This is a genomic window from Bartonella sp. AC62GZZY (genome assembly GCF_042196525.1).
Classification (GTDB): Bacteria; Pseudomonadota; Alphaproteobacteria; order Rhizobiales; family Rhizobiaceae; genus Bartonella.
Map to the genome: position 1 here is coordinate 1 of NZ_JBHIQN010000038.1, position 4,205 is coordinate 4,205.

Sequence of the window (4,205 nt, forward strand, 5' to 3'; positions counted from 1 at the left end):
GCATTGGTAAAAGATAAATCACCTTCTGCCATTATGGTGCCAAAATCATTCAACAAAGCCCCATCAACTTGTAAAGCACCATTGCCCTTCACATAAATTAAGCCCGTTTTGTTGTTGGTCACATTGCCCGTCACGCTAAAGACTAAATCCTGCCCCGATGCCAATTGACCGCTATTTCCAAGCTCCCCCGTTTTGATCACGAAATCTCTGGCTGCTAAAACCGACGTTGTCTCATCAATCATAACGCTTGGAGCAATAAAAAGAATATCTCCAGTCCCACCGCCATCTCTTACGGCTTGTAGCCGCGCATTGTGAATATCAAGGGCATTGGTGCTGTTAAAATCTAAACCGCCATAAGTCAATTTACTGTCCGAGACATCAATATGATCTGCAATTAAATACAGCGTTTGCGGCGTGTAAATATGAGAACGATTATTGCTTAAATCGAGAGTGTTTGCCGTCAATCTCACATCCCCCTCAGCAGACAACACATTCTCAACACTGATCTCTCCTGATACCGATGTCAATGTTGCGTTGCCATAGCCTATGACCTGATCATAATAGATGTCGTTGCCTGCAAAAATTTCAATATTGCCACCACTGGCAATCTGACCAACCTTCACCCCTTCTTTTGCTGTAATCAAAAGAAAGCCCTTTTCATCTAAAACAAGATCCCCTGAACCGCCCGTAGAAACGACACCTGTCATCAGTGTGCCTGCATCAAGGCTGCCAACCTTTAAAACAGCTTCTTCACCCGTCATCAGCGAAGAAAAGTCAACCGCCCCACCCTCAATATTTGCCTTGCCATAGGCTAAAAGTTGCCCAAAATGAACGGGAGCATTTGTTGCTGGTTGTGCTTGAATGGCAACATTTTGATGCGACAGAATTGTTTGAGAAACAGATAGCCCGTTATGAGAAACCAGGGCGATATCTCCTGCCCCATAAACACTTTCAGCGACAATCGCACCTTGACTGCTCTGGAGATCAACATCCCCTTGGGTGCCAAGAACAATAACACCAGCAGCACCCGTTGCCGCCATATCAACCCCACCGGCTAAAAAATGGGCTTGTATATCACCACCGGCATGCGCCTTGAGATTCCCTTGCGCTAAAACAATCCCCTCAAGCTTCAAGTCTCCACCCGATTCAAGAGCCATATCAGCACCTGACCCTAGCCCTGAAACTTGAAGTGTCTGGCGCGAAGACAGCTCCATATCGCCCCCAGAGGTTGCCTTACCGGCAATCGATAAAAGCCCATCCTGCGCCTCTATTTTCAAATGACCATCAGCACCAACCGTTTCTAACGTCACATCCTTATGGGCGGCAATATCAATATGCTTTTTCGAGGTGATGTGCTTTGCCAATACGCTCTGGCTTTTCGATTTGAGGACAACACCCCCATGACCAAAAACATTCTTCAACGAGATTTTCCCGTCAGCAGAAAGATGCAACTGCCCCGCATTGGCTGCCATATCATGGCGCATGCGAACCCCAACACCTTTTTCGGTTGCCACAAGTTTAATCTGATCCGCTTGTAGAGCCCCCAAAGCAGAACCATCTATCGCATATTCCGGTTTACCGGTAATATCGGTCAGTTCTTTCATTTCCCGTGAAGCATAATCAAAGTGACCCGTCCCTGCTGTCACACCAATTTCTCTGCCCGCAACAGCTCCTTCAAAATGCACTGTGCGTGAGACAATATCGACAATATCAACCGCCCCTTGGCCTGAGAAAAAATTGGCTCCCTTGGCGCCAAAGGTGATGTCCCCACCTCGCACCTCAAAGCCTTTCAAAAAACCACTCGCATCAATTTCGGGAACACCTGTGGTTAAAGTCGCATGGGGCGTATTGATAAAGCCACAACCATCACAGCTTATCCCATTGGGATTGGCTATAATCACATCGGCTGGGCTCCCAAAAACCTCTCCTGGACCATGAAGCGCACTGCGCTTGCTGCTGGTTACTTCATTTAAAATCACTTTCGCCGAACCCGTGAGGCGCAAATGCGGATTGCCCGGCATAATGCCCCCCAACTGCGATTGCCCCACTTCTTGTGCATGATTGTTCCAAATCACACCTGCATTGCCAATATTAAAATCGTAATATTTATTGTGTGATAAGCCCTTGCCATTGGGGGTAACAATATCAATCGAGGGAACCCCATTGGGCGCTGCCACTATATCTGGACGATGGGCGGCATTCGCGTTAGGATCCACAGTAATTTGCGCCTGTAACGCTGAAGATGCGAATAAACAAGAAAAACCAAGTCCCCCAAATAAAACCTTTTTGAGCATCGTACTGGAGACTAAAACACCTAATAAAGCTGCTCTTTCTGCTCTCTTCTCATATCTCATACGTTAACTCCCCAATAAAAAATGCTTAAAGTTCCATTGTTAATGTCATAAAAAATGTTCCTGATTTTTTGTGCTTAACTGTGCTCCAAAAAATACTGGAATAACTGGCATCAAGAGAGACCATGCCTCCCGCAAGCTTGACACCTGCTGTCCAACCGGCAAGCTGGTCACTCTTAATCCCATAAAAAGCTTGCGAAAACACACGCCCATAATCCAAACCAACATAAGGGCGAAGTTCACCAAAAACCTTTTTGAAGGTCGCGTGATTGCTCCACGGAATGGTGCGTAGCAACAAATCATTCCGGCTAAAAAAACCGTTATTGCCAAAAAGCAAACTCTCACGCGTGCCACGAACATTGGAAGCGCCCCCCAACGAAATCTGTTCAGCACCCAATAAATTATGTGGTGAATATTGACCACTCAAAAGATTGCTCAGTATAAAGTCCAATCCCCCTACCTTAAAAGGCGTCATGACACTAAGCGTACCAGTAAATTTGGCAAATTGTGGCTCCGCATCCCCTGCCCCTGGCGCATGTTTCTTTACTGAATGAAACAAAGGGAGCCCTTGCAAATAACTCACATCAAAGGTCCAGGTCCCCCCCAACATCTGGCGCGAATGCGAAATGCCAAAATTGGCGACGCTATATTGACGGCTGCCCACTTCAATCTTATTACCAAGGAGGTAATTGTTGGTTCTTTTATAAGAAAGACCCAAATTCAAAGTTGTAAGGGAAACACTATCACGGTAAAGAACCCTGCTTGTACTGGCGTGCAACTCACTGGAATCCCCCGTCGTCTCAATATCTGTAAAATTGCCAGGGATAATGCTTTGGTAATTATAAACAGTGCCATTCAATCCAAAGGTCCAATAACCATACGGAATACTCACACTCGCTGAAATGTTATTACTATGTCCTTCTTGCTTGCTCCCACCCCAATAATCGGGCTCACTGCGTTGATAGTTAAAATCCCACGCATCATTCATCCCTAAAATATTTTCTACCCTCAAGCCCGCACTATAACGCGCATAACCCGTGGAAGATTGTCCCATATTGTCATGAGAAACAGTAACCTTGAAAGTTTTATCGGGATGATTGTTAATATTGACAATGGTGCTCCCTTCTTCACGCCCTGGAAGAAGTTCGCTTTGAGCGTGCGCTGAACTCAAACGGTTGATCTGATCAAGCCCCTGTTCAATATCGCGCATGTTCAAAACATGACCTTGAAGCCCAGGAAAAGCACTCCATACAACATTATTATAACGAGACGTCGGTGAACCATTATAGTAAATCTCTAAGAGCTTGCCCTCAACGACAACAAATTTGAGCGTCTTGCTGTTTTTGATATCCTGATCAGGAATGTAAAAACGCGCCGTTACATAGCCTTGATCCAAATAAACTTTGGTTAACTGCTTGATTAAGAGCTGAATATCAAAAAGACCAATACATCTTCCAACATAAGGCTCTGTTACGGCTGATATAAAGCGTTTTTTGACATGATGCACTCCCTCAACAACAACAGCATGAATGGGAAAACATTGCTTCCCACCCAAAAGCATTTCTGGATTTTGCTCTGAAGGCGTCTTGATCCTTTTAGGCGTTAAAGACTGTAATTTCTCAATTCTTTCTAATTGCTGCTTTTCTGAATACCCGCGAGAAAAATTATCGGTTGGGGAATGAAAAATAGCTGAGGAGCGCGCATAAACATTTACACCACTAAACAAGCCAAAGAAAACAACAATGGCACGAAAAATTCTCAAAAGAGAACTTTGGCGTAAAAATACACAAAACAATACAGACTGCCCCCGCTTTGCATTATTCATGAAGCACTCTTTAAAAGAACTTCATGGAA

At 44.9% G+C, this 4,205-nt stretch carries 2 protein-coding genes; both read right to left on the reverse strand.

Annotated elements, in window-relative coordinates; translation table 11 throughout:
- On the reverse strand, positions 1–2,354 hold a 2,354-nt coding region (locus ACFIML_RS08880), incomplete at its 3' end, for a filamentous hemagglutinin N-terminal domain-containing protein (RefSeq protein ID WP_375687974.1).
- Positions 2,355–2,379: 25 nt separating this feature from the next.
- Complete coding sequence (locus ACFIML_RS08885) at positions 2,380–4,176, reverse strand: ShlB/FhaC/HecB family hemolysin secretion/activation protein (protein WP_375615353.1); 1,797 nt, start codon at positions 4,174–4,176, stop codon at positions 2,380–2,382.
- Between the last annotated feature and the right edge of the window lie 29 nt (positions 4,177–4,205).